Annotated in this window: 26 protein-coding genes; 4 read left to right on the top strand and 22 right to left on the bottom strand. The window is 40.3% G+C overall.

Features of this window, described 5'->3' with window-relative positions:
* Positions 1–28: 28 nt before the first annotated feature.
* From J690_RS17225 to J690_RS17195, 7 genes are all read right to left on the bottom strand, one after another.
* Positions 29–1,381 carry an MFS transporter gene (locus tag J690_RS17225; protein WP_032037176.1) on the bottom strand — a complete coding sequence of 451 codons (1,353 nt, stop codon included), beginning with the start codon at positions 1,379–1,381 and terminating at the stop codon, positions 29–31.
* Between the two features lie 120 nt (positions 1,382–1,501).
* Positions 1,502–2,527, bottom strand: a complete 1,026-nt coding sequence (locus J690_RS17220; RefSeq protein ID WP_032037173.1) for an enoyl-CoA hydratase/isomerase family protein — start codon at positions 2,525–2,527, stop codon at positions 1,502–1,504.
* Between the two features lie 12 nt (positions 2,528–2,539).
* The gene (locus J690_RS17215) at positions 2,540–3,313 is read right to left on the bottom strand and encodes an enoyl-CoA hydratase (protein ID WP_032037171.1); all 774 of its coding nucleotides are present in this window, start codon (positions 3,311–3,313) and stop codon (positions 2,540–2,542) included.
* Between the two features lie 21 nt (positions 3,314–3,334).
* Positions 3,335–4,462, bottom strand: a complete 1,128-nt coding sequence (locus J690_RS17210; RefSeq protein WP_032037170.1) for an acyl-CoA dehydrogenase family protein — start codon at positions 4,460–4,462, stop codon at positions 3,335–3,337.
* 11 nt (positions 4,463–4,473) lie between these two features.
* Positions 4,474–6,123, bottom strand: a complete 1,650-nt coding sequence (locus J690_RS17205) for an AMP-binding protein (RefSeq protein WP_032037168.1) — start codon at positions 6,121–6,123, stop codon at positions 4,474–4,476.
* A gap of 76 nt (positions 6,124–6,199) precedes the next feature.
* Entirely contained in the window at positions 6,200–7,090 is an 891-nt protein-coding gene (mmsB, locus tag J690_RS17200) for a 3-hydroxyisobutyrate dehydrogenase (protein WP_032037166.1), read from the bottom strand.
* An 11-nt stretch (positions 7,091–7,101) separates the two neighbouring features.
* Complete coding sequence (locus J690_RS17195) at positions 7,102–8,619, bottom strand: CoA-acylating methylmalonate-semialdehyde dehydrogenase (RefSeq protein WP_031947076.1); 1,518 nt, start codon at positions 8,617–8,619, stop codon at positions 7,102–7,104.
* A 165-nt stretch (positions 8,620–8,784) separates the two neighbouring features.
* Between J690_RS17195 and J690_RS17190 the strand changes: the two genes are divergently transcribed.
* Positions 8,785–9,666 carry a LysR family transcriptional regulator gene (locus J690_RS17190; protein ID WP_032037165.1) on the top strand — a complete coding sequence of 294 codons (882 nt, stop codon included), beginning with the start codon at positions 8,785–8,787 and terminating at the stop codon, positions 9,664–9,666.
* A 62-nt stretch (positions 9,667–9,728) separates the two neighbouring features.
* Here J690_RS17190 and J690_RS17185 read toward each other — a convergent pair whose 3' ends face one another.
* The 5 genes from J690_RS17185 to J690_RS17165 all read right to left on the bottom strand — a co-directional run bounded on the left by J690_RS17185 (position 9,729) and on the right by J690_RS17165 (position 15,890).
* Complete coding sequence (locus J690_RS17185) at positions 9,729–11,159, bottom strand: amino acid permease (protein WP_032037163.1); 1,431 nt, start codon at positions 11,157–11,159, stop codon at positions 9,729–9,731.
* A 370-nt stretch (positions 11,160–11,529) separates the two neighbouring features.
* Positions 11,530–12,969, bottom strand: coding sequence for an amino acid permease (locus J690_RS17180; protein WP_002118023.1), 1,440 nt, complete (start codon positions 12,967–12,969; stop codon positions 11,530–11,532).
* A gap of 161 nt (positions 12,970–13,130) precedes the next feature.
* Positions 13,131–13,490 carry a RidA family protein gene (locus J690_RS17175; RefSeq protein WP_000071347.1) on the bottom strand — a complete coding sequence of 120 codons (360 nt, stop codon included), beginning with the start codon at positions 13,488–13,490 and terminating at the stop codon, positions 13,131–13,133.
* A gap of 10 nt (positions 13,491–13,500) precedes the next feature.
* Positions 13,501–14,604 (bottom strand): alanine racemase, encoded by a 1,104-nt coding sequence (gene alr, locus J690_RS17170; RefSeq protein ID WP_032037162.1) that lies wholly within the window; start codon positions 14,602–14,604, stop codon positions 13,501–13,503.
* A gap of 20 nt (positions 14,605–14,624) precedes the next feature.
* The gene (locus J690_RS17165; protein WP_032037161.1) at positions 14,625–15,890 is read right to left on the bottom strand and encodes a D-amino acid dehydrogenase; all 1,266 of its coding nucleotides are present in this window, start codon (positions 15,888–15,890) and stop codon (positions 14,625–14,627) included.
* Positions 15,891–16,026: 136 nt separating this feature from the next.
* Here J690_RS17165 and J690_RS17160 point away from each other — a divergent pair, with 136 nt between their 5' ends.
* Positions 16,027–16,494, top strand: coding sequence for an Lrp/AsnC ligand binding domain-containing protein (locus tag J690_RS17160; protein ID WP_005804788.1), 468 nt, complete (start codon positions 16,027–16,029; stop codon positions 16,492–16,494).
* Between the two features lie 41 nt (positions 16,495–16,535).
* On the opposite strand, the gene J690_RS17155 is transcribed toward J690_RS17160, so the two are convergent.
* A complete protein-coding gene (locus J690_RS17155; RefSeq protein WP_032037159.1) occupies positions 16,536–17,681 on the bottom strand; it encodes an acetyltransferase domain-containing protein in 1,146 nt (381 codons plus the stop codon).
* Between the two features lie 74 nt (positions 17,682–17,755).
* Between J690_RS17155 and J690_RS17150 the strand changes: the two genes are divergently transcribed.
* A complete protein-coding gene (locus J690_RS17150) occupies positions 17,756–19,846 on the top strand; it encodes a TonB-dependent receptor (protein WP_032037156.1) in 2,091 nt (696 codons plus the stop codon).
* A 43-nt stretch (positions 19,847–19,889) separates the two neighbouring features.
* Here J690_RS17150 and J690_RS17145 read toward each other — a convergent pair whose 3' ends face one another.
* From J690_RS17145 to J690_RS17125, 5 genes are all read right to left on the bottom strand, one after another.
* Positions 19,890–20,267 (bottom strand): nuclear transport factor 2 family protein, encoded by a 378-nt coding sequence (locus J690_RS17145; protein ID WP_032037154.1) that lies wholly within the window; start codon positions 20,265–20,267, stop codon positions 19,890–19,892.
* A gap of 28 nt (positions 20,268–20,295) precedes the next feature.
* The gene (locus J690_RS17140; protein ID WP_017399750.1) at positions 20,296–20,673 is read right to left on the bottom strand and encodes a ribonuclease E inhibitor RraB; all 378 of its coding nucleotides are present in this window, start codon (positions 20,671–20,673) and stop codon (positions 20,296–20,298) included.
* Between the two features lie 126 nt (positions 20,674–20,799).
* The gene (locus J690_RS17135) at positions 20,800–21,465 is read right to left on the bottom strand and encodes an RluA family pseudouridine synthase (protein ID WP_017402489.1); all 666 of its coding nucleotides are present in this window, start codon (positions 21,463–21,465) and stop codon (positions 20,800–20,802) included.
* A 111-nt stretch (positions 21,466–21,576) separates the two neighbouring features.
* Positions 21,577–22,278 carry a DUF1003 domain-containing protein gene (locus J690_RS17130; RefSeq protein WP_032037153.1) on the bottom strand — a complete coding sequence of 234 codons (702 nt, stop codon included), beginning with the start codon at positions 22,276–22,278 and terminating at the stop codon, positions 21,577–21,579.
* A gap of 80 nt (positions 22,279–22,358) precedes the next feature.
* Entirely contained in the window at positions 22,359–22,862 is a 504-nt protein-coding gene (locus J690_RS17125) for a DUF2867 domain-containing protein (RefSeq protein ID WP_032037150.1), read from the bottom strand.
* Positions 22,863–23,470: 608 nt separating this feature from the next.
* On the opposite strand from J690_RS17125, the gene J690_RS17120 reads away from it, so the two are divergent.
* Positions 23,471–24,172 carry an SDR family NAD(P)-dependent oxidoreductase gene (locus tag J690_RS17120; protein ID WP_032037148.1) on the top strand — a complete coding sequence of 234 codons (702 nt, stop codon included), beginning with the start codon at positions 23,471–23,473 and terminating at the stop codon, positions 24,170–24,172.
* An 86-nt stretch (positions 24,173–24,258) separates the two neighbouring features.
* Here J690_RS17120 and J690_RS0104570 read toward each other — a convergent pair whose 3' ends face one another.
* The 4 genes from J690_RS0104570 to J690_RS17110 all read right to left on the bottom strand — a co-directional run bounded on the left by J690_RS0104570 (position 24,259) and on the right by J690_RS17110 (position 26,007).
* A complete protein-coding gene (locus J690_RS0104570) occupies positions 24,259–24,717 on the bottom strand; it encodes a hypothetical protein (protein ID WP_032037146.1) in 459 nt (152 codons plus the stop codon).
* Between the two features lie 25 nt (positions 24,718–24,742).
* A complete protein-coding gene (locus J690_RS0104565; protein ID WP_081405216.1) occupies positions 24,743–25,057 on the bottom strand; it encodes a hypothetical protein in 315 nt (104 codons plus the stop codon).
* Between the two features lie 55 nt (positions 25,058–25,112).
* Positions 25,113–25,439: a hypothetical protein gene (locus J690_RS24395; RefSeq protein ID WP_228133004.1), complete on the bottom strand. Its 327-nt coding sequence runs from the start codon at positions 25,437–25,439 to the stop codon at positions 25,113–25,115.
* Positions 25,440–25,518: 79 nt separating this feature from the next.
* Positions 25,519–26,007 (bottom strand): hypothetical protein, encoded by a 489-nt coding sequence (locus J690_RS17110; protein WP_032037139.1) that lies wholly within the window; start codon positions 26,005–26,007, stop codon positions 25,519–25,521.
* Between the last annotated feature and the right edge of the window lie 183 nt (positions 26,008–26,190).

Raw genomic sequence — 26,190 nt, 5'->3', positions numbered from 1 at the left:
CAATACGATTAAGAAACATTAATACCTATTAATCAATTTTGGTTTTTAAATTTAAATTCGACTTTTTATAATAAGTTTCATCCGTTTTAGCACTCCAATCGCGCGGCATAAATGACGTCGATATAATTGCGACTACAGCCATACTTCCAATATAAAGCATAATTAGATATGGATTACCCTGCCCGACACTCAACAATTTAGTAGCAATCATCGGTGCCAAACCACCACCTAATACACCAGCCAACTGTACCGAAATCGAGATTCCGCTATATCGAATTTCTGCCGGAAATTGACGGGCAAAAAGCTGAGCTTGTGGTGCGTACATAATTGGGAACACAACGCCAATTGCTAAAACAATTGCTGTCCACACTAATACCGGATCTTTTGTATTGAGCATGGTAAAAAATGGATAGCAGTAAAGCGCCAGTATGCATAGGCCAAACATAAACATATTGCGTTGGCCGACTTTATCTGACAAATGTCCACATAACGGCGTCATAAATAAAATCACGGCTGCGCCGCAAATGGTGGCAAATAAAATGTCTTGGCGTGGAATTCCAAGTTGTGCAGTGGTATAAGCCAATGTAAATGTTGAAGCAATATAGACCCATGCATTTTCGGCAGCGCGAGCCAAAATAATAGTGATGAGTTGCTTTGGATGGTTTTTAAAAACCTGTAAAGCAGGAACTTTGACTTCTTCAGACTGTTGTTTTACTTTTTCGAAATCTGGTGACTCTGGCACTTTTACACGAATATACCAACCTACTGCCAGTAAAATAATACTGGCAAGAAATGGTAAACGCCAACCCCAGCTAAACAGCGCTTCTTCAGGTAATAACGACACCAGACCCAACGCGATTGAGGCTAGCATTAAGCCACCACCTGTACTAGCTTGAGGCAAGCTTCCCCAAAACCCTTTACCGCCTTCGGGTGCATGTTCAACGGCCATCAGTACAGCACCGCCCCATTCACCGCCCATTGCCATACCTTGAATGAATCGCAAGACAACCAAGCCAATCGCAGCCCAATATCCAATTGATTCATAAGTCGGTAATAAGCCAATCAGTACGGTTGGGATCCCCATGAGCATCAAGGTCAGTAGCAACATCGATTTACGGCCAATCTTGTCACCAAAGTGACCAAAGACTAAGCCGCCTAATGGTCTTCCAATAAATCCAACGGCATAGGTGGCAAATGCAGCAAGCACGCCGGTAAGTGCATCTAAGTTAGGGAAAAATAGCTTATTAAAAATGAGCGCTGCTGCCGCACCGTAAATAAAAAAGTCATACCATTCAATGGTGGTGCCGACCATGCTAGAGATACCTGCTAATCGATGTGACGACTTTTTAGTATTTGAACCGTTTCCATGTATTGATTGCATCGTAATATCCTTTTTAGATTTTCTTGTTTTATCTTTTTTATGCTTATGACCAACCCTGACCATAAGCATTTTCAGGTCTCGCTTTATCTCCTTAAGCTTTTTATATTTTTGTAATTCGGTTTAGCTCAATTTTTCTAAAATTGGCTCAAATTTCGAATTACGTTCTTGCCACTGTGGTTGTTTGTCTTTATCGACAATGAGAGCACGCACACCTTCAATAAAGTCACCATGCTCAAACCAGATATCCTGTAAATCACGTTCAAGCTGCATGCACTGAGGTAAAGAGAGCCCTCGACCTAAATGTTGCAGTTTTAAACTGGTTTGTTTGGCAATAAATGAGCGCTGCTGCAAAATGCTGAACATCTTACTTGCCCAAGTTTTTAAGCTTTCATCTTGTTCATTTTCAAGACTTTGCTCGATTTCATCTAAATGCTGATATCCGAAGTGTTTACGGATACCTTCCGCCAATTGTTTGAGTTCACTTTCGGCAGGGCGAGTAATAAATCGGGTAATGATGCGTTCAATTCCCTCTTTGCTTAAACTTGGCGCGTCAACGAGAGCATCTTGCAAAGCTTGTAACTGCTCGCTTGGCACATGGTAGTCAATTAAATCGAGGTAAAGCGCATCACTACTGCTGATCTGCTCACCCGTAATGGCCATATAAACACCAATATCATCAAGGCGAGAAAGGAAATGAGTTGCACCAACATCTGGGAAAAAGCCAATCGCTGTTTCAGGCATGGCAAATCTGGACTTTTCACTGCTCACCACAATGTGGCAAGCCTGAGCCAAGCCAAAACCACCACCTAATACATAGCCATCAAGCACAACAATGATTGGCTTTTCATATTCACGCAGTATATTTAGCATTTTATATTCGGCACTAAAGTAGCCTTTGTAATCGGCCGTGCCATTTTTATAACTGTCATAGAGATAGCGGATATCTCCACCTGCACAGAAGGCTTTTGGGCTATTTGACTTAATTAATACTGCCTGAACAGCCGCATCATTTCGCCACAGTTCCAATTGGGCACCAATACTTTTAATCATATCTAGCGACAATGCATTGAGATGAGTCACACGGTCTAAGGTAATCATGCCCAACTTACCTTGTTGCTCAATCATTAAGTGATTTTCTGTATTCATTTTATTGATCTCTTATTGATTTTTAAAATTTGGTTTTCGTTTTTCAACGAACGCCTGCATTCCTTCTTTTTGGTCAAATGTTGCAAATATTGAATGGAACATACGTCTTTCAAAACGTAAGCCTTCAGTGAGGTTCACCTCAAAAGCGCGGTTAATGGTTTCTTTAAGCATCATGTTTGCAGTTAAAGAGCGTGCTGCGATTTTTTCAGCGGCTTGCAAGGTTTGTTCAAGTAATTCTTCTTTACTAAACACACGTGCAACTAAACCACTTTGCTCTGCTTCTACAGCGCCCATTTGACGAGCGGTAAGGCACATTTCCATTGCTTTGGCTTTACCAATGGCATGGGTTAAACGCTGTGTACCGCCAATGCCCGGAATTACGCCTAAAGTCACTTCAGGCAAACCAAACTTGGCGTTGTCAGCACAATAAATAAAGTCACACATCAGTGCTAATTCGCAGCCACCACCCAATGCATAGCCACTCACCGCTGCAATTAGAGGTTTACGGCGCTGTGCAATACGGTCTGCAAGATGAAAAAAGTCATCAAAATAAATATCAGGAAATGCCAAATCAGCCATTTCTTTAATGTCGGCCCCTGCGGCAAAAGCTTTTTCAGAACCTGCCAATACGATGCAACCAATTTCACGGTCTTTTTCGAGCTGATCTAATGCCTGATTAATTTCACTAATTAATTCGCTGTTTAAAGCATTGAGCGCTTGAGGGCGATTTAATGTAATCAGTCCAACCCCATTACGCTTTTCTAATAAAATACCTTGCCACTGCATTATTCATTCCTTGTTCTGATTTTATAGACTACGTGCAATCACTAAACGCTGAATATCACTCGTACCTTCGTAAATTTGGCAAATACGTGCATCACGATAGATACGTTCAATTGGGAAGTCTCTGAGATAGCCATAACCACCAAACACTTGTAGCGCACTCGAGCACACACGTTCAGTCATTTCTGAAGCAAATAACTTGGCCATTGAAGCTTCATTGAGACATGGTTGACCTGCTTCTTTTAAACGCGCAGCGTAGTGAACCAGTTGTCTCGCTGCTTCAATTTCAGTTGCCATGCTAGCAAGGCGAAACGCGATGGTTTGATGCTCAAAAATTGGTTTTCCAAAAGTAATACGTTCTTTGGCATAACGGGTCGCTTCTTCAAGTGCCGCACGTGCTAAACCGACTGCTTGTGCAGCAATACCAATACGTCCACCTTCTAAATTGGCGAGAGCAATTTTCAGACCTTCACCTTCTTTACCCAGCATGAGACTTTTATGGATGCGTACATCTGTCAGCGCAATTTGGCAGGTATCCGACGCATGCAGACCCAGTTTTTCTTCAACACGAATCACTTCGTAACCCGGTGACTCGCGTGGGACTAAAAATGCACTAATACCCTTTTTACCTGCACTCGGGTCGGTCACCGCAAACACAATAATGACACCAGCATTATTACCAGAGGTAATAAACTGCTTAGCACCATTTAAAATATAATCGTCGCCATCTTTCAACGCTCGGGTTTTAATGGCTCCCGCATCTGAGCCAGTATGTGGTTCAGTTAAAGCAAAAGCACCGATCATTTCACCTTGCGCCAAAGGCTTTAAAAAACGCTCTTTTTGCTCGTCGGTACCAAATTTTAAAATAGGCACACAGCCAACCGAGTTGTGTACGCTCATAATGGTTGAGGTTGCGCCATCTGCTGCCGCTACTTCTTCAAGAGCCAATACATAGGCTAAGTTACCCGTATCTGAACCGCCCCATTGCTCTGAAACAAGCATACCCATAAAACCCAGTTGCCCCATTTGAGTCAGCGTTTCTTTTGGGAAAGTTCCATCTCGGTCCCAATCGCTGGCATTAGGCTTAATTTGTTCTTGGGCGAAACTTTTCGCCATATCACGAATGAGTAATTGTTCTTCGGTAAATTGCATTATTATTTCCTTTACCCTGCTTTAGCTTGTTGTTTAGCAATTTCTTGATTACGCAATAAAAAGCGCTGAATTTTACCACTTGGAGTTTTAGGTAATTCACTCACAAATTCAACTAAACGTGGGTAAGCATGTGCAGAAAGTCGTTTTTTCACAAATTGGCTGAGTTGTTCAGCAAGTGTATCGGAAGGTTGAGCATCCGCAGCTAAAATTACAAATGCCTTAACCACTTCGGTACGGTCTGGGTCAGGCACACCAATCACTGCGGCCTCAACCACTGCATCATGTTCGAGTAAAGCGCTTTCTACATCGAAAGGCCCAATCCGATAGCCCGATGTAGTGATTACATCATCACTGCGACCTACAAAGCTCATGCTGCCATCGGCATGAAGCTCAGCAGTGTCGCCAGTTAAATAGTAGTGACCAATGAAGGGCGATTTGCGACTTTCTTTATAGCCGCCGAACCACATCATTGGAGACTGGCTAATGTCGACTGCTAAAATTCCCGGTGTATCTGGCGGAAGTTCTTCACCTTGTTCATTGACAATAGCAACGCGATAGCCCGGACTTGGGAAACCTGCTGAACCAGCATGAATTTCATGTTTTAAACCATGATGATTACACACCACCATGCCCACTTCAGTTTGTCCGTAATGGTCATAAATCGGAGCATCAAGCACTTGTTTAAACCAACGTATTACTTCTGGATTCAGTGGTTCGCCTGCACTGCTCACTACACGGAACTGCCCTTTTAACGGCGTCATTTGTGCTGGATCAGCCGCCATCATCATACGGTAAGCCGTTGGTGCACCTGCCAAGTTGTTAACTTTATAATCTTTCACAATTTGGCATAAGCTATCTGTGCTGAAACCACCTTCATAAAACAAAGTAGCGTGACCCAAGAATAACGGCCCAGTAATCGCATAGTACAGACCATACGCCCAACCCGGATCGGCAATATTCCAAAACGAATCTTCTTCGGTTAAACCAATGGCATCTTGCATATATCGACCAAAGGCAATTAGTGCTTTTAATGGCACTTCCAATGGTTTAGCTGGCCCTGTAGTGCCTGAAGTAAACATCAATAAGAAAGGATCTTGGATGCTACGCATAACCAAATCACATTGATCAGACTGCTGTTTTACTTCATTCCAAAAGTTAAAATCGCCTGCTTTAAGGGGAGTACCTTGTGCGTCGGCGACAGTCACAATTGCAGGGCAATTTTCAATTTCATCAAGCTTGCTACGGTTGCCCATATCGGTCACCACCAGCTTACTTTGTGCAAGCTGAATACGGTGCTCAATCGCTTTTGGGCCAAACGCAGTAAAGAGTGGTTGATAGACTGCACCAATTCGCCAAGCTGCAAAAATAGTCACGATCAATTCAGGTGTTCTTGGTAATAGACCTGAAATACGGTCGCCTGCTTTTACACCTTGTGATTTTAGAAAGTTGGCAAACTGACTTGACCACTCTTTTAATTCACGGAAGGTATATTGCTCTTTTCGTCCATCTTTTCCTTGCCAATACAGTGCAATTTTGTCGCCATCTGCGTGTCGATCACAGCATTCATAACAAGCATTTAAGGCATCAAGTGAACCTGATAACATCTGTTTTGCAGTGCTTTCCAAATCGAAAGTCTGTGCAGCATTTTGATAATCCATCATATCTTTTCCCTCAGTCCGGATTTGTTGTTATTCACGACAGGGTTTATGTGTTTAAAGCCATCCTATGGCTTTACCGTTATGCCTCTTGTGGCAGGGATTGCTGAATAATGCTCGAAAAATCGAGATTGGCATTACCGCGCATGCACATTTGCTGATACAGCTGTTGCACCATGCCACCTAATACGACTGGCTGTTTGACTTGGCCTGCCGCTTCGACAGCGAGTCCTAAATCTTTTAGCATCAGCTGAGTTGCAAAGCCGTCTTGGTAACCTCGAGATGCTGGCGCATTTTCATTAATATGCGGCCATGGGTTACATACGTCCGAGCTCCAGCAACGACCGCTTGAAGTATTAATGACGCCTGCCAATGCTTGTGGGTCAATACCTAGCTTCACACCCAGCGCCATACCTTCGGCAACAGCAGCCATTGAAATACCTAAAATCAGGTTATTGCAGATTTTGGCAATTTGACCTGCGCCGACATCACCACAATGAACTATATTTTTACCCATGTGGCTAAGTACAGGTTTTACTTCATTAAAGGTTTGATCATCGGCACCCACCATAAAGGTTAAGGTTCCTGCTTGAGCACCAATGGTTCCACCAGAGACGGGTGCATCACAGATTTTAATATTTTTACTATGCGCAGCAGCAGCAATGTCTTTAATGGTTTGTGGGTCAATGGTACTGCTATCAATGCATAAGCTACCTGCTTTTAGTACTTCTAAAACACCATTTTCACCTAAGTAAACTTCTTTAACATGCTTTGCCGCAGGCAACATGGTAATGACCACATCTGCTTGTTTAGCTGCATCCTGTGGGCTATCACACACCACCCCACCTGCCTCGGCGAAGTGCTGAATCGCAACTTCACTGAGGTCATATCCATAAACATTGAGTCCGGCTTTAAGTAGGTTATGGGCCATTTTGCCGCCCATATTGCCTAGACCGATAAAGGCGATATTCATCCGTGATCCCCTTAACGTAAACTAATTGTTGTATTTACACCGCCAACTTCATGGCTATCTTCAAACCAGCGACTGGTAATGGTTTTGGTTTGAGTATAGAACTGCACAGCTTGTTTGCCGTATGGCCCCAAATCACCCAGTTTCGAACCTCTTGAACCGGTAAAACTAAAGAAAGGCACTGGCACAGGAATTGGAATATTGATACCAACTTGACCAATATCAATTAAGTTTTGGAAAGTACGTGCAATCGCACCGCTTTGTGTAAATAGACCTACACCGTTACCAAATGGGTTGGCGTTGATAAGCGCAATCGCTTCATCAAGTGTGTCTACACAAATAATTGAAAGGACAGGACCAAAGATTTCTTCTTTATAAATACGCATGTCGGTATTTACGCCACTAAAAATCGTTGCACCCACGAAGTTGCCCGATTCATAGCCTTGAACTTGAACATCGCGACCATCGAGTAGCAACTCTGCACCTTGCTCAACACCGCTATTAATTAAGTCTAGCACTCGCGCTTTAGCACGTTTTGAAATCACTGGACCAATGTCAGTATTTGGCTCATGGCCTGCATTTACTTTTAAAGTCTTCGCTTTTTCGACTAGCTCTTGAATCCACTGTTTGCTGTCGCCAACCATGACTGCAACAGACAATGCCATACAACGTTGCCCAGCCGCACCAAACGCTGCACCCACCAAAGCATTTAAGGTTTGTTCTTTATTGGCATCAGGCATGACCACAACATGGTTTTTTGCACCCATCATCGACTGCACGCGTTTACCATGTTGTCCTGCAAGGTTATAAACATGTGTGCCAACCGCAGTTGAACCTACAAATGAAATCGCTTTAATATCTTTATGGGTACACAAACGGTCAACCACTTCTTTACCGCCGTGCACAACGTTCAGCACACCTGCCGGAATACCTGCTTGAATCGCAAGTTCAACCAGCATCATGGTTGATAACGGATCTTGTTCTGATGGTTTTAAAACAAATGTATTGCCGCACACGATTGCCATTGGGAACATCCAAAGCGGAATCATGGCTGGGAAATTAAACGGCGTAATACCCGCACAAACACCCAAAGGTTGCTGCAATGTGTAAGTGTCTACACCACGCGCAACACCTTCAACATATTCACCCATTTGCAAAGTGCCGACCGAACAGGCATGTTCAACCACTTCTAAACCACGTTGAATATCGCCTTCAGCATCGGCCAAAGTTTTGCCTTGTTCAGCCGTTAGTACTTGTGCAATTTCTTTCATGTTGGCACGAATCAAGTCTTGTAACTTAAGCATGATGCGCATACGTGCCTGAATTGGAGTCTGACGCCAAGAAGCAAAAGCATCTTGTGCAGCTTGAATAGCAGCGTCAACTTCTTTAACCGTTGCAAATGGTACGCGACCAATCACTTCCTGAGTCGCAGGATTAACAATGTCTTGCCATTCCTGTGTTTCAGATTCGATAAAATTTCCGTTAATGAGTAATTTAGCGGTTTCCAATTCGATTTTTTGGATTGTGTTCATAACCTCTCCGTAGGCCATATTTTTATTGTGTTCAATTATTAGAAAATACTTATCTATGTATTTTCTTTATTCCAGTTTCAATTGAGACTAGCAAAGAAAACTTTGACCACCAACGGAAATTCATGCACGATTGTTGTGCAAATATGCACAAGGATGACAACAAAAATGAAAGTGGATTGGGATCATCTACATTTTTTTCTGGTTTTAGCTCGGACTAAAACCTTGACCAATGCTGCACGTATTATTGGTGTCGAGCACAGTACGGTGGCTAGACGGATTCAGGCCCTAGAACTTGCTTTGGGTACAACGCTGTTTAAGCGTGAAGCGACGGGTTATGAGCTGACACTCGAAGGAATGGCACTTGTTCCTCGAGTTGAGCAAATGGAACAAGCTTTCTTACAAATTGAAAAACCACATCAACCTTTGCAAGGTCGTGTGCGAATTGGCACACCTGAAGGTTTTGGTACTGCGTTTTTAGCTCGCTTACTGGCTGAGTTCTCGATTCAATACCCACTACTCACCATCGACCTAATTCCAGTGCCAAAAATGATTAAGCTTTCACACCGTGAGGCAGATATTGTGGTGTCAATTGATCGTCCTACGTCTGGCCCTTACATCATTACGCGATTATCAGATTATTGTTTAAAAATTTATGGTAGCAAAAACTATCTGGCCCAAACCCCGCCTATCCGAGCCTTAGAAGATTTAACCCAACATCGCTTTGTGAACTATATTGATGATCTGGTGTATAGCCCTGAGCTGTACTGTTTAGAACGTTTACCTTTGAAGCTGAATGCCAACTTCCGTAGCAGCAGTATTTTGGCCCAGCAAATTGCGGTAAGTGCGGGTGCAGGACTTGCGATTTTGCCCAAGTTTTTGGCAGATGATAAACAGGAACTTGAAGAGGTGCTAGAGCAACAAGTTCGCTTTACCCATACGTTTTGGATGCTGACCTTTGTTGATTTACAACATGAACCGCGCATTAAGTTAGTTTGGGACTATTTGCGTAAACAAGCCGATAAATATCAGCATTTGTTGGTTGATTAAAAAGCCTAAATAAAAAAGCCAATCACTTATGATTGGCTTTTTTTGAAATCATTTATAGTTCATTAAACGAGTTCTTGGTCTAATTTTTTGATACGTGGCTTATAGAACACAAAATACGTAACGCTTAAAACTACCAACCATACTGGACTCACGTATACCGCTTTTAATGTATCTGGCTCTAGTGCCAAAATCACTAAAGTGAACAAGAAGAATGCAATGACAACATACGCCATCAACACCCCACCCGGCATTTTAAAGGTCGATTTAGCATGTAACTCTGGACTTAACTTACGGTAACGTAAATAGCATGCCATGATCAGAAGCCATACACTAATAAAGAGAATCACACAGAGTGAACTTGCCAAAGTAAATGCTTCCATCGTGTTTGGAACAAAGTACTGAAGCACTGCCCCACCCATAATGAAAATACATGAGAAGATTAAACCATTTGAAGGTACGGCACGTTTTGATAAACGCCCCAATGCACTTGGCGCCTGACCATCTTTCGATAAACCGAACAGCATACGACTGGTTGAAAACACACCGCTGTTCATTGAAGACATCACCGAAGACAGTACAACCAAGTTCATGATGATGGCTGAAATAGGAATACCTGCATTTAAGAACAACTCAACAAACGGGCTCTTATCTGCACGAATGTGATCCCAAGGAGTTACAGACATCACCACAAAGAGTGCCAACACATAGAATAAAATAATACGTACAGGAATCGCGTTAATTGCCTTCGGTAGATTTTTCTCTGGATCTTTCGTTTCAGCAGCCGTTGTACCAATCAATTCAACGCCAATGAAGGCAAACACGGCAATCTGAAAACCTGCCAAAAATCCACTTACACCTTTTGGAAATATGCCGCCATGAGACCACACGTTACTTACACTCACAACCTCACCATGCGGAGCTTGGAAATGAGTAAAAATCATGTAGCCACCTACTCCGATTAGGCCAATAATGGCTAAAATCTTAATGAGTGCGAACCAAAATTCAACTTCACCAAATAGCTTAACGGTAAGAAGGTTAAGCCCTAAAATGAATAGTACACAGCCTGAACTAATCATGGCTTGTTGCATGGGTGAGAAACTGGCACCTTCGGGCAGCCAGAAACTTAAATAGTTAATGACCGCAGACAAATCAGCAATACCGACCAGTACCCAGCCTAACCAATAAGTCCAGCCTATATAATAGCCAGCCCATGGTCCGATCAAATCATAAGCCATATCGACAAATGATTTGTAATGTAAGTTGGCAAGCAGTAGTTCACCCAATGCACGCATCAGAAAAAAGAACATGCCACCAATTATCATGTAGATAACGAGGATTGAAGGACCTGCGAGGGAGATGGTTTTGCCCGAGCCCATAAATAAGCCGGTTCCAATTGCACCGCCAATTGCAATCATTTGTAGATGGCGATTATTTAATTTCCGTTGTAAATGATCAGGGGAGCTTGCCTCATCAGAATGATGAACCATTGTCATATTAGAAGTCCTTTTTATATTTTGCTTAACTTAAATCAGCAACCTATAGGGAGAAAAACGAACCGTATATCGTGGGTTGCTGAGTCTATACCTCAGGACAAGATGTTCAAGTATATTTTTTCCTTAATTGATAAATCGTTTGTCCTGATTTTTTTAAGTCACATTATTTATGTACTGCCTTCACGGCAATTTTAATTAATCAATCTGGGTTTCCAGATTAGCCGAAGTGTAGCATGTGATCCTGCTATATGTACTTTTTCAATACTCTCCAAACTGCTCTATTGATCCAAAAATAAACAATATTATTCCGATAAAAAATCTAATAAAAATAAAAAAAGCCAATCATGATTGATTGGCTTTTTAATAAAACTTAATGATCGTTGACGAGTTCACGTCCTAGTTTTTTCATACGTGGTTTATAGAGCACATGATAGGTAACACCTAAAATGACCAGCCATACTGGACTGACATATAGAGCTTTCAATGTATCTGGCTCTAATGCCAAAATAACTAAAGTGAAAAGCATGAATGCCAAAACAACATAACTCATCCAAACGCCACCTGGCATTTTGAATGTTGATTTTTCATGTAATTCAGGACGTAATTTACGGTAGCGTAAATAGCACACCATGATGAGACTCCAGACACTAATGAATAGAATCACACAAAGTGAACTTGCCAAAGTAAATGCTTCCATCGTGTTTGGAACAAAGTACTGAAGCACCGCTCCGCCCATGATAAAGGTACAAGAGAAAATCAAACCATTTGAAGGAACTGCGCGTTTTGATAAACGACCAAATGCACCCGGTGCCTGACCGTCTTTTGATAAACCAAACAACATACGGCTAGTTGAAAACACGCCGCTGTTCATTGAAGACATCACCGAAGAAAGTACAACTAAGTTCATGATGATGGCTGAAACAGGGATACCCGCATTTAAGAACAACTCAACAAACGGACTTTTGTCTGCACGAATATGGTCCCACGGTGTTACTGACATCACAATAAACAGTGCCAACACATAGAACAAAATAATACGTACCGGAATCGCATTAATCGCTTTCGGTAAGTTCTTCTGCGGGTCTTTGGTTTCAGCAGCCGTTGTACCTACAAGTTCAACCCCGACAAAAGCAAATACAGCAATCTGGAATCCTGCCAAGAAGCCTTCTGTACCTTTCGGGAATAAACCACCATGTGACCAAACATTACTGATGCTTGCAACAGCGCCTTGCGGAGCTTGGAAATGGCTGAAAATCATGTAGCCGCCCACTCCGATCAGACCAATAATCGCCAAGATCTTAATAAGAGCAAACCAGAATTCAATTTCACCAAATAGGCGTACTGTTAAGAGGTTAAGACCCATCACAAACAACACACAACCTGCGCTAATCATGGCCTGCTGTATTGGTGAGAAACTTGCGCCATCGGGTAGCCAGAAACCTAAATAGTTAATGACTGCTGAAAGGTCCGCAATACCCACCAGCACCCAACCTAACCAATACGTCCAGCCCAAATAATAACCAGCCCAAGGACCAATCAGGTCATGAGCCATATCAACAAAAGATTTGTAATGCAGATTTGCAAGGAGCAACTCACCCATTGCACGCATTAAGAAAAAGAACATTCCTCCAATAATCATATAGATCAAAAGGATTGAAGGACCTGCGAGGGAGATAGTTTTGCCCGAACCCATAAATAGGCCGGTTCCAATTGCACCGCCAATAGCAATCAGTTGTAAATGACGGTTAGACAGTTTTCGTTGCAGATGATCAGGAGAATTTTCCGTATCTGAATGACGAGCCGTTGTCATATTAAAATTCCTTTTTGAATTCCTTTGTTAAGATCAGCAACCTACGGCGAAAATTGAACCGTATGCCATAGGTCACTGAATCTGTTCACCAAAAATGACTGGTTAAACCGTATCTATCTTCCTTCTGTTAGATACATCATCATTTTTGGAGTAAAAACGAATTACTTTTGTGCTGCCGTCACGGCAATTTCAATTAACCAATCTGGATTGACCAAATCGGCCTGAATTGTGGCACGCGATGGAGCAACACACCCTTTTAACCAGTCAACCCAAATTGCATTTACGGTTGAAAAGTCAGAAAGATTTTTTAAATAGAGCTGTGCAGAGAGCAAGCGAGATTTGTCGGTATTGGCTAATGCCAAAAGTTCATCAATCGTTGCAAGAATTTCACGAGTTTGGCCTGCCACGTCTTGCTCGGTATTTTTAGGTACCTGACCTGACAAATAAACTACTTTGTTAAAAACAGTCACGGCGCTCATGACTTCGTTAGTGTTAATCTTTTGTATATCTGAATTAGACATTCGGATTTCCTTATACCTGATTAATAAATTGAACACGGGCGGTGACGGCACACATCAGTTCATAGCCCACCGTACCGGATGAAATTGCGACATCATCAATAGGTAAAACGACGCCTTTACTTGATTGGCCCCAGAGCACCACTTCGCTACCAACTTTGGCACTTTCAATACCTGTTAAATCGACTGCCAACATATCCATGCTGACGCGGCCAATTGTGCGAGTGAGGATAGAGTCCACTAAAACAGGCGTACCTGTTGGTGAAATACGTTGATAACCATCGGCATAGCCACAAGCGACAATCCCAATCGTCATGGGCTGCTCTGCGACAAAGTTTGAACCATACCCTACACTTTCATTCGGCTCTAAATGCTGAACGGAAATAATTTCACTGCGTAAGCTCATGGTCGGTTGTAAGCCCCAGTCTGCAATACTATGCGTCGGGTAGTCTGGCGAGCTGCCATAGAGCATGATGCCGCTACGGGCATAATCTGATTTGAGCTGGTCTTGATAACGCAGAATTGCCGCACTATTACTTACCGATCTTTCACCCGGTAAATCCTTAACAATTTCTTCAAAAGCATTGATTTGATAATCAATACCTTGCTGGCCGAAACGCTCGCCATCTGCATCTGAAAAATGCATCATGTGGGTAATCTTGGAGACATTTGCCAAGTTATTTAAACGTTCCCAAGCCTGAACATAGTGTTGTGGCTTAAAACCAAGACGATTCATACCACTGTTCATTTTTAAGCAAACATCAAATTGAGCAGGATAAGGATGGTTTTCAACCCACTCAATTTGCGCTTCACTATGAATGGTGAAACTGAGTTGATATTGCACACAATCAAATAAATCTTGAGGAGAGAAAATTCCTTCGAGCAATAAAATTGGACCTGTCCAACCTAAAGCACGAATGCGTTTTGCTTCATCAAGATCAAGTAAGGCAAAGCCATCTGCTGCTTTAAACGCTTCATAAACACTTTCAATTCCGTGTCCATAAGCATTGGCTTTTACAACGGGAAAGACCTTACTGTTTGGCATAGCCTTGCGTACCACCGCCAAGTTATTTTGTAAGGCTTGACGGTGGATGACTGCGGTAATAGGACGAGGCATGATTACTTTCCTAACGTCCGTTATGCAGCATGCGCGTGTGAATAACGCTGAATTGAAAGACCATCTGTACTGATATCAGTCTTATGATTCAATACGATGTCACTGATTAATTTTCCTGAACCACATGCCATGGTCCAGCCTAAAGTACCGTGACCTGTATTCAAGAACAGATTTTTAAAGCGAGTTGAGCCAATAATTGGTGTACTGTCTGGTGTCATTGGACGTAAACCAGTCCAGAAAGACGCCTGTGCCATATCGCCGCCCGGGAACAAGTCCTGAGTCACCATTTGCAATGTTGCACGGCGGTCTTCATTCAGGCCTAAGTTAAAGCCACTTAACTCAGCCATACCACCTACGCGAATACGTTGGTCAAAACGAGTAATCGCAATTTTGTAGGTTTCATCAAGCACTGTAGATTGCGGAGCAAAAGCAGGGTCAACAATTGGAATCGTCAACGAGTAACCTTTCACAGGATATACAGGCAACTGTAGATCAAGTGGTTTCAAGAAATCACGTGAATAGCTACCAAATGCTAAGACATATCGATCTGCGGTTAAGACCTTACCATTGACCTGAACGCCCTTAATTGCATCGCCTTCAACAATCAATTTTTCTACGTTCTGGTTAAACTGGAAGTTAACACCCAACTCTTTAGCAATTTGAGCTAAAGCATTGGTAAATAAATAACAGTCACCTGTTTCATCATTTGGTAAGTGTAAACCACCAACAAGTTTATCTTGCGCATTTGCCAACGCTGGTTCTACACGACCAAGTTCGTTGCCATTTAATAATTCGTAGCTTACACCGCATTCTTGTAGCACGCTAATGTCACGTTGAACCGCTTCCATTTGTGCTTCTTTGCGGAATAACTGCAACGTACCTTTAGCGCGGTTTTCGTAATTAATGCCTGTATCTTTTCTAAGTTCACGTAAGCAGTCACGGCTGTATTCAGCCACGCGCATCATACGTTCTTTGTTCACAGCATAACTTTGTGGATTACAGTTTTTTAGCATTTGAGCCATCCACTGTAACTGCCACATGCTGCCATCTAAATTAATTGCAAGCGGTGCATGATGTTGGAACATCCACTTCACAGCTTTAAAAGGGATTCCTGGTGCTGCCCAAGGGGTCGAATACCCAGGCGAAATTTGACCTGCGTTACCAAAACTTGTCTCTTCAGCAGGACCTGACTGGCGATCGAGAACAGTAACCTCAGCTCCTTGTTGAGCTAGATAATAGGCACTTGCCACTCCAATAACGCCGCTACCTAAAACAATTACGCGCATTTCCATTCCCTCACGCACACCAGTTTATTTAACTAGTATATTTCTGCTTCAATAGTTTATTTCACTGTTTTTTAGGCTATAATCTAGGTAAATTTATGTTTTTCTCGCGAGAATTTAAAAAAAAGAGGAAATATCTATGCGCCCCTTAGATCGTATAGATCGCATGATTCTGGACATTTTGCAGCGTGAAGGACGAATTGCGATTAGTGAATTGGCATCGAGAGTTAACCTGTCGACCACCCCCTGTTCAGAGCGTGTAAAACGCCTAGAACGCGATGGCATTATCATGGGTTATTACGCTCGGCTAAACCCAGCCTTTGTGGACCGTAACCTGCTTGTCTTTTTAGAAATTAAGTTATCTGCCAAATCTGGCGATGTGTTTGATCAGGTAGCCAGAGACCTCGTTGAGATTCCTGAAGTGCTTGAATGTCACCTCATTTCAGGTGAATTTGACTACCTTGTAAAAGCACGCTTAAAAGAAATGAGTGCATACCGCCGCTTGTTAGGTGATCTGTTAAAGAAACTTCCTGCTTCGGCGTCTTCACACAGTTATGTGGTTATGGAAGAAGTCAAAGAAACTCTATATCTAGATGTAAGCAAGTAAAGCGAAGCTCCATTGAACTCGCTTTACTCAAGTTTTGAAAATTAGAAATATTTTAAAATCGAAATATGTTTATTTTGATGTTTGAACTTCGAGAACCATTTAACTGCTGGATAGAGCGCAAAAGACAGCACAATCGTAATTAGCCACAGCATCCACACATGATTGACCGACAAATAGTTTCCGTAGTTAGCTCCCCACACACTGAGTGCAAACACATACATGAGTTTCAACACATATAAATGCAGTAAGTAAAAGAACATAGGCACCGAGCCAAACACCACGAAGGGTTTTAGAAATGAATATTGCTGTATACGCTCAAAAGCCACCAGCACAATCAAGCCAATTCCAACATTCAGCAAAATAAATAATAAAGACGGTGGATACTTAGTGAGGTTAAAAAAGCTCATAAGGCTAAGTTGTAATGACTCAAAATGTTGCCACGGCTGGTCGCCATAGACATTGATAAAACGCAGTGAAACAAACAATCCAATACTTACTAAACCAAGGCTAAGTAAAGTGCGGCTTCTTTGCTTTGCTGAATATTTTGAACTAAACAACTGACCTAGCGCATAGCCCAATAAAATCACGCCAATCCAAGGTAAAACAGGATAGCTTGTGCGAAGCTTGATGCCTGCAAACTCAAGCCAACCACGGTCATGTAAAACGAACCATATATTCTGTAAGATGCCTTGAGAGAAATGTACTGAATCTAATAAATCGTGCCCAAAAACAATAACCAAACCTGCACCCGCAAGAACAGGCAAAGGCAAACTTACACAGCAAGCCAAAACCACCATGCTGATGCCGATTGCCCAAATTACCTGTAAATAAATGACTTCGGGTGGAAAGGTAGCTGTCCAAGCAAAGTTCACCAGCGTGAGCTCAAGCCCAATCAAAAATAAGCCACGCTTTAATAAAAAAGCTCGAGTTTGCTGTAAGTCTTGTTTTTTTGATTGAAATAAAAATGCAGAAATACCGGTTAAAAGTACAAAAACCGGAGCACAGATATGTGCCAATAACCGACTACCAAATAAGGCGGGTTCAGTCGCGGTCACATCCATTGGATCTATGACCTGCTTATGCAGATAGAAAGTTTCTCTTACATGGTCAAGTAGCATAATCAAGATAACTAAACCGCGTAAGGCATCAATCGACTGTAAACGCTCAATATTTTTTTCTAAAGGCATAGCGATAATCAACAAAATAATGTAACGTTATACTATTACATTTAATTCCTTTTGTCTTTTATGGCTGTTCATTTATGCGACACAAATTAGGATTGTTGTCTTCGTTAGGTCTATCATTTATATCGACCCTCACTTGGGGAGAGGAAACATCAACGGTACTTGAGACCATACGCATTCAGGCCGAAAGCACCCGAGAAGATGTGAGCCAAAATAGCTCGGCAACTAAATTTACTCACGATGTTTTAGATGTCCCTTTTAACCGTGCTTATCTTTCTAAACAAATAATGGAACAACAAGACGTTCAACGAATTGATGACGCATTAAGCTTGGTGAGTGGGGTTTTTCATCAAAATAGTTTCGGTGGTGGTTTTTGGGATAATTACTCTTTCCGCGGTTTTAGTACCGACCCTAATTTAGGTGCCTCAATGATCCGCAACGGCTTGAGTGTCAACCGAGGAATTAGTGCTCCAAAAGATGTAGTAAATATTGAATCTTTAGAGTTTTTAAAAGGTCCAATGGCGGCGCTATATGGCCGCGGCGAAACAGGAGGTTTACTTAACCTCAATAGTAAAAAACCACAATGGGAAAGTGAAAGTGAAGTTAACTTACGTGCTAATACCCAAGAACAATACCGAATTAGTCTGGAACATACCGCGCCTATAAATGATGAACTGGCTTACCGGGTAGCAGTGGCTCATGAAGATAATCAAAGCTTCCGTGATCATGTCAGCAGTGAACGCTGGTTCTTTTCACCACAGCTTACATGGAAAATTTCAGACCAAACGCAACTCGACTTTGACAGTGAATTTACTGAGCATAAAGGAACCTTTGACCGTGGGGTCAGCACAGTCAATCACCAGTTTGTGATGGGCCCAAAAACCTTTACAGGTGAACCTGACGACGGCGATTTAAAAATAAAAGATTACTTTTACCAATTACGTCTGAGTCACGAGTTTAATCCTGACTGGAAACTAAATAGTGCGGTCAGCTATAAAGACGCCAAAATGGTCGGTTTTGCAACCGAACCTCGGCGTATGCAAGCCGATGGACGTACTTTAGAACGTCAACGTCGCTACCGTGATTATACAAGTGAAGATGTGCTGGCTCAGACAGAGTTACTTGGCAAGCTTGATACGTCTTGGGCTCGCCATGAAATTTTACTTTCAACCGAACTTGGTCAACTTGACTATAAGCAAAACCAGCTTCGTCGTAATCACAGCACAAGCTCACCAAACACAATTGATATTTACCAACCTGAATATGGCAAATATTTACCGAACCTCACTCCGTTTACCAACACCAAAGAGCGCCAACGTTACTTCGCACTGAATGTACAAGATCAGATCTTTTTCAATGATCAGTGGAGTGTGCTATTCGGCAACCGTTTTGATCAGGTCGAACAAGACTTTAAAAATCACCTAACTCAGACTGAAAGTAATCAAACTCTTCACCAGAATAGTCCACGTTTCGGAGTAAATTTTAAAGCCTCTGAGCAATGGGCGTTTTATAGCAACTATGGCCGCTCATTTGCCATGAATAGTGGCATGAATCGAAATGGTCAGACTTTTGCTCCTGAAAAAGGCGAAAGTTATGAGGTCGGCACCAAATATAAAATAAACGACCAAAGTGTGCTGAGTCTCGCTTTGTTTAAAATGAAAAAACAGAATGTACTGACGACAGATCCAATCGACAGTAACTTTCAAACCGCAGCAGGTGAAGTGAGTAGTAAAGGGATTGAGTTTGATTTAAATAGCCAAATCAATGACCGCTGGTTCGTCAATGCCAACTATAGTTATACTGATGCTCAAATTGAAAAAGACCAAGACTTGGCAAAAGGCGCTCGTCTGAGCAATGTTCCAAAACATCAAGGTTCAGTAAGCACCAATTATGAGTTTCTCCAAGACGACGCAAGAAAAGCAGGTGTAGGCGCTAACCTTACCTATGTGGGTGAACGCAGCGGGCATAACCTAGACAATGGCTTTAATTTACCAAGTTATACGCTGGTCAATTTAAATGGCTACTATGCCCCATCTGATCGTTTACGTTATCAGCTCAATGTAAATAACCTGTTTGATAAAACCTACTATGTCTCAAGCTATAACGATTTATGGGTTCAACCAGGTGAACCCCTGAACGCCTCAATTTCGGCACAGTGGAAGTTTTAATTCATCCATAAATAGAAAAGCCCGAAAACTTTCGGGCTTTTGATTAGAACATACCATTTTCATTGACGAGTGGGTCGGGCTGTACTTGCCCAATATCCCAAAACTCAGCAATTTTACCCTTTTCAAAACGGCAAATATGGACCACAGCCAAGGTGGTTAACCCATTCATTTGCATTTCAAGTTTTGAATGCACAGCAACCAAATCACCCTCTTCAATGACATGTTGAACATCAAAGACTTTGTTGGGAGTTTCAATTGCACTTTCACGCATCCCTTCCTTCAAAGAAGTCGCATCACCCGCATAATAAGGGTTGTGATGCTTGAAGTTCGGCGCAGTGTAATTGCTGTAAGCTTCATCAACTTCACCAACTGCAGCAAGCTCTAAAAACCGTACTGCGATTTGTTTTTGAGATAAGTTCATGATTATCTCCTACTCTTTATTTTAGACCTTACTGCAACAGGTCATCTTCTTCGTCTTCCTCAAAGACATAGGCCATACAGCCCCATCCATCATATTCGCCCTGAAATTTCTCAGCGATGCTGGCAAACCATTGTTCCAAGTCAACAATATCTGAATACTCAGGTTCCATGTTAACGAAGATAGTAATTACCCATTCATTTGGCTCAACAGAATCATCTTGGAAAAGTGAAACTTTTTGTTCTTGGTAAAGCAAATAGAGTGCACATTGCTCTGCATTTTTCTGATCTTGAAAAGCAATTGAAAATTCAATTTCATGCAGCTCGGTTAAATCATCCCCATCTTCAGCCATTTGCCAAAGTACGTTGCCGTTATCGTCATCTGGAAATTGTTCGTAGTCACGAGTCATAAAGTGTTCCTTGTTGTTGTCGCAGTATTAATATTATTCGACATCAAGAATACCCGACTTTTATTGCAGTTTGGGTATATATTCCGTTCCCAATTGCATCAAATTAATTTTTTAATTATATAAATTTTAAAAAGGCACTTGTGACTCAATCACCACATCCGTTCCATTTAATGGATGCTGGAAAGCCAAATATGCGGCATGTAAGGCCATGCGGTTTAAGTGAAAACGTTTAGGCTCAGGGTGATATAACTTATCCCCCATAATCGGATGTCCTATATGCATCATGTGCACACGTAACTGATGCGAACGTCCTGTTACAGGTTCAAGCAATACTCGACTTTGATCTGTTTTTTCATCATAAACCAAGGGCTGAAACAAGGTTTTGGCGTGTTTACCTAATTCAAAATGTACAATTTGTCTTGGGCGATTTTCCCAGTCGGTAATGAGCGGAACTTCAACACTTCCCTCTTGTGCGACTTGGCCTTGTACCAAAGCAATATAATGTTTTTTGACTGTTCTGGCCTGAAACATTTTACTTACCGCAACTTCTGCATCCCGATGCTTGGCAAACATAAGTAAGCCTGAGGTTGCCATATCTAAACGATGCGTGACCTTAGCTAAAGGGAACTTTTCCAGCACCCGTAAATAAGCACTGTCATGATGCTCAGGTAACCGTCCCATTACCGACAACAAGCCTGCAGGTTTATCAACCACAATTAAATCGTCATCTTCAAATAGAATTGAAAGTGGATCTTGTGGTGGAGCGTAAACAAAGTTGTCGTTTAAAGGCATGGTTGTAGAAGCAGCAATGGAGCATGGCGGCAAATCATAAAGAAATTTCGGTTCTACCGCAAAATAATCTATAACGCTCTACTCATGTTCCACGTGAAACTCAGAAAATCTTTATCGTTTTTTATTCATTTCAGCCAAAAGATCGAGCTGAATTTCTTGAATATGCGCGAGTCTTTCCCATTGATGCGATAAAAGATGATCCATTTTTTCATGCAAATGGCGAATCTCAAGCTCGGCTTTTAAATTAATCTGATAGTCATGTTGAGAACGTAAGCGGTCTTTTGCTTCTTGGCGATTTTGGCTCATCATAATAATAGGTGCTTGAATTGCAGCTAAACATGACAATACTAAATTCAGCAAAATAAAGGGATAAGGGTCGACGGGACGGACTACCATTACAACCGTGTTTAGAATAATCCAACCTGTCAAAAATAGAGCAAAGCAAATGAGAAAAGCCCAGCTGCCACCAAATGTCGCGATCTTATCTGCTAACTTTTCGCCAAATGTCCAATTCTGATCAAAGTCGGATTCGGTATTTCGGCTAATTAGCTCATGGCGTTGCATACTGCCAATCACTTCATTTTCTAAATTAGAGAGTTCACCCTTTTCGGAACGTAAAATTGATTGAACGTACTTAATTCGATAATCTGCCAGATCGGCTCGACAAAAAAAACTTGAGTAATTCCAATCTTGATAGTCTTTTAAAATTTCGTCACTAATCACATTACGAATGACTTCACCAGATACTAGATCTTTTAACGGAAAATTTTTCCCACAAACGGCGCACTGCCGACACTGATTTTTATTCTCCATATTATTCAGCTCTTTATTATGATATTAAGATTATTATATAAACAATTTTGGCTGATCACATCGTAAATAAAAATAGTAATCTAACCTAAAATCTGTAAAGTCGCTGGTACGATTTTTCGATGGGCAGGAATTACAGGTAGCATATACAATCGCCCAAGCCAATTTTTAATATGCACTATTGTAGTTACGGTAAGCACTTGGGTATCTTCATTTTTATAAATAGATAAAGTCACATTTAAGTGCTTGTCATCATCTCCAATCACTAACTCATTTTCGGTACGCTGCAAAAAAGTAAAAATTCCAATCCGGTCGCCTGCGACATACTCATTTTCTTTTTTATTTGAATCAATCTGTTTGAAACTTCCTAAGTCTTTAAGCCCAATCTTTGAAGTAATTTTATTACGCATATTCATGCTCCACTCTACCCACTGCGGAGTGTGCTGGAATAGCTTAATAAGCTGCTGAAATACATTTAGGTCGGGCTGACCAAGCACAATGCTCCACGAATCGTGGAAGTAAGCATTATTCAATTGAGATGAGATTTGACTGTCGATAGGTAAAGCAGAAAGATAAGGCTTATTCATTAAATTATATTCTTGTAAAGTATCGTTTTTATTATAGAGAATTTTTTAGGGTGTCAAGGGAAAACATCTATGGTTTACTTCAACAATTATAACTTTGTAAGTTAGAACCTTTTGCCTATAAACTTTTGATCTATAGCGTCCTAAGCCGAATCGAGACCTTTTGGGTGAGTACACACTAACGTTATACGTTTTGGTGCATGCTACTCTTTTCGATCCCTATCACACCCTTGAGATATAGTTTAGCCAGCACCCTGCGGGATTGTTTTTCTAAGAAAAGCTAATTTTTATTATTTTTGGGAATTTTTACGTCATTAGACAAATTTAAAAGAATTTATTCCCATTTACCCATAATTAGTTATATTTAAATTCCACTTTATTTGTGTTTTCCGGTTTATTTTACCAAGAAATTTTTTAAGCCAAATTGGAAGTTCGTTCAACAGCGCATGTTTAGCCGAATAACTCATGTAAAGCTGACTCCCTAATATCCACTTTTAAGCATTTTTATTCTTTGGGTACTATTCTTAGAGATAACTTTTGCGCTTGAATACATTATAAAAACATATTATAAACTATTTCTAACCAAATAATTGGTTTTTTGGAACTTTATAATGAACAACAATATTATAATTTTTGGTTATGGAACGGGTATTTCCAAAGCCGTAGCACATAAGTTTGGTAAAGAAGGCTATAAAATCGGGTTAGTGGCAAGAAATGCTGAAAAACTCGAGAAGGCCATTCTAGAGCTTAAAACACAAGGTATAGAAGCTTATGCTTTTACATGTGATTTAGCAGTTCTGGAAGACATACCAAATCTCGTAAAACGTATTAAAGACCAATTCGGAGAGATTAAAAATATTCATTGGAACGCTTTCCATGATATTGAAGGCAATATCTTAAAAACCCCTCCACTAGAGCTTACTAAAAGCTTTCATATTCGTGTTTCGAGCTATATTGCGACGGTGCAAGCTTGCTTAGGTGATTTAGAGAAGAATCACGGTAGCATTTTATCGACAAACGGAATTTTTGCTTTCAATGCAGTGGGAATAGATTTAGTTGCCAAAGAATATTCATCTTTAGCAATTGCTGCCGCCGCTCAATATAAAACCACCAACTTACTTGCTCATAGTCTCGCTGACTCAAATGTTTACGTGAGCCAAGTCATTGTGAATGGCTTTGTTGATGGAACACCGGGCGCACAAGATAAAAGCTACACGGTACATCCAGAAACGATTGCGGAACAGTTCTGGTACTTACATCAACATAAACAAGAAACTGTCTCTCTTTGTGGTGAAGCAATTCAAGCTGCTTAAACTATTTCTTATGGCAGAAGAAGCGTAATAAATTACGCTTCTCTGAAATTTTTTAATTTATAGTTCTATGTCTCAGAAATATTTAATTATTTTTCATACTCTGAAGGATCAATTTTGTATTCTTTGAATAAAATTGAACGCACAGAGTCTTTTATACGTTCATCATGTTTAATAATTAAATAAATATCTTTTTTAGTCAGAGGAATTTCTTTTAGTAAATCAGGCAAGTCCTTCGACCTTATAGCACTGACTTCACTAGGTTGTTTTAAGATATCTGGGTCTTGTTCTTCGAATTTAAAATCTACACCTTGTAAATTGAAATAAACCATAACCCTTCTGTTCAAAGAGTCACTATCATCATATAAAACAGTTCCTGCAGGAAGAATTGTATATGGTGCATAGTTATCGAAATTCGATGCTATCCGCAAAGGTTTTTCTAGAACATGAATTTCGGGTGTTTTTGTACTTTTCCAGAAGGAATAGTTTATTAAGGACTGAACGATGAAAAGTAAAATTAGTATGGTAATTAATAAATTCTTTTTCATATCTACTTCTTATTAAAAATATCTTTTATTCTTTAACTACAAATTCATAGGTTTTAGTTAGCTTATTATCGCCTCGCCCATAAAAATATGTATTAATTATAATTTTGTATTTTCCTTTATATTTAGGAATACCTTCTATTTTTATATGATTGTATCCATCTATATCATCTACTGGAGTAATTTGGAAACCCTGATTTTCTGGAATATTAGAAGTTAATCCAAAATGTTGTTCTGAGACTTTACCACCTGTTATTTTCAATTGCTGATTATACGTCTTTCCTACATAGGCTACGGGAAGACTATCAGGCTCAATTGTATATTCGTGACCACACCCTGCCATAAGTAACAAGGGAATACCTAAAGTTATCAAGTCAAGTTTCAGATTTTTAAACAAATTATTTTTCTTCCCATACAATTGGAAATTTTTCTGATTTAGAGATATTACTAATCATTGCAGAGAAAACCGCTTGGCATTCTAAATTAATTTTTTTAACTGAACTTATATCTATAGGCTCACAGCTTCTATTATCATTATTTGAACAAAATTCTACAGATACATCAATTTGGTTATTCTCAAATCTATCGATATCCACATCTAATGTTTTCTGAGGATCAATCATATTTTCACAAATAAACTTTTTTGATGATGATTTTTTTATTTTATTTAAAACTTCCTTACCTTCAATTTTCATAGCAAAATTTAATTTTTCATTGCTTCTCATAATATGATCTATTGTGAAATTTGAAATTCTTTCACTACATCCAGTTAAAAAAATTAGCCCAGTATATAAATAAACTTATTCATTTAAAAATGGATTTTCTTATAGTCTCTTTTGATATTAAAATATCATCTGCTATGACTTTATCTCCTTTTAAAAAGCCACCAAAAACTACTCTACACGACATATCATTAGATAATATTTTTTCTAACTGGCTCTTATTGATACATACATTCATTGACTCATTTTTGCAGACTTTAAAGTATCCAGAGAAAGTATATTTTCCATTTACCAACTTCGCTTCCTCAACTGAGATAGCACCTACAACAAGATAGGTTTTAATATTATCGCACTTAAAATGCGAGTATTTATAATTATTTTCTTGATAAATATTATTTAAATCATTATTTGTTTCTAAATTAAATTTAAAAATATCACCACTCATCCCTTCAAGATGAGAGTAAGTCAATTCCTTAACTGTTATATCTTTAAAATCTTCTTCCTCATTATTAGCTAAAGGATTACAGCCTAACAATGATAAAGTCGATAAAATTATTAAAAAATTTCTCATAAATCACTTATCAATCTGTGAAATATTCTTGTTTAAAAAGACTAAATTAATTATATAGTTTAAAGATCTATTAAATTAAGATTATAGTTAAAAATATTTATCTAAAATATAAGAAAACCCCCCAAACAAAATAAACAAAAATCCCGACAAATAAATTACATATTGAATATAAAAAAATAAAGT

It is taken from the genome of Acinetobacter sp. 742879, assembly GCF_000588535.1.
In the GTDB taxonomy this organism is placed as follows: domain Bacteria; phylum Pseudomonadota; class Gammaproteobacteria; order Pseudomonadales; family Moraxellaceae; genus Acinetobacter; species Acinetobacter pittii.
The sequence above is the reverse complement of the archived record's forward strand: the minus strand, read 5'-3'. Positions and strand labels throughout refer to the sequence as shown.

Coding starts and splice junctions, on each gene's coding strand:
- J690_RS17225 (WP_032037176.1), bottom strand. CDS start 1,381: ATGCAATCAATACATGGAAACGGTTCAAATACTAAAAAGTCGTCACAT.
- J690_RS17215 (WP_032037171.1), bottom strand. CDS start 3,313: ATGCAGTGGCAAGGTATTTTATTAGAAAAGCGTAATGGGGTTGGACTG.
- J690_RS17205 (WP_032037168.1), bottom strand. CDS start 6,123: ATGATGGATTATCAAAATGCTGCACAGACTTTCGATTTGGAAAGCACT.
- J690_RS17160 (WP_005804788.1), top strand. CDS start 16,027: ATGCGCCCCTTAGATCGTATAGATCGCATGATTCTGGACATTTTGCAG.
- J690_RS17180 (WP_002118023.1), bottom strand. CDS start 12,969: ATGACAACGGCTCGTCATTCAGATACGGAAAATTCTCCTGATCATCTG.
- J690_RS17145 (WP_032037154.1), bottom strand. CDS start 20,267: ATGAACTTATCTCAAAAACAAATCGCAGTACGGTTTTTAGAGCTTGCT.
- J690_RS17165 (WP_032037161.1), bottom strand. CDS start 15,890: ATGCGCGTAATTGTTTTAGGTAGCGGCGTTATTGGAGTGGCAAGTGCC.
- alr (WP_032037162.1), bottom strand. CDS start 14,604: ATGCCTCGTCCTATTACCGCAGTCATCCACCGTCAAGCCTTACAAAAT.
- J690_RS17190 (WP_032037165.1), top strand. CDS start 8,785: ATGAAAGTGGATTGGGATCATCTACATTTTTTTCTGGTTTTAGCTCGG.
- J690_RS17125 (WP_032037150.1), bottom strand. CDS start 22,862: ATGAATAAGCCTTATCTTTCTGCTTTACCTATCGACAGTCAAATCTCA.
- J690_RS17195 (WP_031947076.1), bottom strand. CDS start 8,619: ATGAACACAATCCAAAAAATCGAATTGGAAACCGCTAAATTACTCATT.
- J690_RS17140 (WP_017399750.1), bottom strand. CDS start 20,673: ATGACTCGTGACTACGAACAATTTCCAGATGACGATAACGGCAACGTA.
- J690_RS17150 (WP_032037156.1), top strand. CDS start 17,756: ATGCGACACAAATTAGGATTGTTGTCTTCGTTAGGTCTATCATTTATA.
- J690_RS17210 (WP_032037170.1), bottom strand. CDS start 4,462: ATGCAATTTACCGAAGAACAATTACTCATTCGTGATATGGCGAAAAGT.
- J690_RS17175 (WP_000071347.1), bottom strand. CDS start 13,490: ATGTCTAATTCAGATATACAAAAGATTAACACTAACGAAGTCATGAGC.
- J690_RS0104570 (WP_032037146.1), bottom strand. CDS start 24,717: ATGAAAAAGAATTTATTAATTACCATACTAATTTTACTTTTCATCGTT.
- J690_RS24395 (WP_228133004.1), bottom strand. CDS start 25,439: ATGAGAAGCAATGAAAAATTAAATTTTGCTATGAAAATTGAAGGTAAG.
- J690_RS17155 (WP_032037159.1), bottom strand. CDS start 17,681: ATGCCTTTAGAAAAAAATATTGAGCGTTTACAGTCGATTGATGCCTTA.
- mmsB (WP_032037166.1), bottom strand. CDS start 7,090: ATGAATATCGCCTTTATCGGTCTAGGCAATATGGGCGGCAAAATGGCC.
- J690_RS17120 (WP_032037148.1), top strand. CDS start 23,471: ATGAACAACAATATTATAATTTTTGGTTATGGAACGGGTATTTCCAAA.
- J690_RS17220 (WP_032037173.1), bottom strand. CDS start 2,527: ATGAATACAGAAAATCACTTAATGATTGAGCAACAAGGTAAGTTGGGC.
- J690_RS17135 (WP_017402489.1), bottom strand. CDS start 21,465: ATGCCTTTAAACGACAACTTTGTTTACGCTCCACCACAAGATCCACTT.
- J690_RS0104565 (WP_081405216.1), bottom strand. CDS start 25,057: ATGGCAGGGTGTGGTCACGAATATACAATTGAGCCTGATAGTCTTCCC.
- J690_RS17130 (WP_032037153.1), bottom strand. CDS start 22,278: ATGGAGAATAAAAATCAGTGTCGGCAGTGCGCCGTTTGTGGGAAAAAT.
- J690_RS17185 (WP_032037163.1), bottom strand. CDS start 11,159: ATGACAATGGTTCATCATTCTGATGAGGCAAGCTCCCCTGATCATTTA.
- J690_RS17110 (WP_032037139.1), bottom strand. CDS start 26,007: ATGAGAAATTTTTTAATAATTTTATCGACTTTATCATTGTTAGGCTGT.